The sequence below is a fragment of the Bradyrhizobium sp. 23AC genome (assembly GCF_054863025.1).
This window is the reverse complement of sequence record NZ_JAVAYN010000070.1, coordinates 1-558: the sequence shown is the minus strand read 5'-3', so window position 1 is coordinate 558 and position 558 is coordinate 1. Positions and strand designations below refer to the sequence as shown.

Here is a 558-nt window from a genome sequence, read left to right as displayed (position 1 = left end):
TGCGAAACATCCAAAGATTCCCATCACGCCTTCGCAAATCGCGGATGCGGCTCTGGACGCCGCGAAGGCGGGGGCCGTGGTCGTTCACATTCATGTCCGCGACCCAGAGACCGGAGCCCCATCGAACCGGTTTGACCTCTATGAACAGGTCGTCAAGAAGCTTCGGGACGCATCCACTGACGTCATCATCAATCTGACGAGCGGAATGGACGGCGAACTCGTACTCGATTCCATCGAACCGGCGAAGATCGGCGAAACAAGTACACTTAAAAAGCCCTTGGGGCGCTGTCTTCACGCCGTCAAACTTCAGCCAGAGATCAGCAGCTTGGATTGCGGCACGATGGCGTTCGGGGAAAGCATATTCGTCGCACGTATGTCGGACCTGCGAGAACTCGCTAAGCTCATGCGAGAAGCGGGCGTCAAGCCCGAGCTTGAATGCTTCGATCTAGGTCATATTGAAACCGCCAAGAGACTCATATCTGAACAGCTGATCGAGGCGCCGCCTCTTTTCCAATTCTGTCTGAGCACAGGCTATGGCGCTCCCGGCGTTCCAATCGC

The 558-nt window shown here is 56.3% G+C and carries 1 protein-coding gene; it reads left to right on the top strand.

All coding sequences use genetic code 11. The features are described from left to right. Window positions 1-558 (top strand): beta-keto acid cleavage family enzyme (locus tag RAD10_RS41470; RefSeq protein WP_461621980.1); only part of this gene is annotated, 558 nt, incomplete at both ends.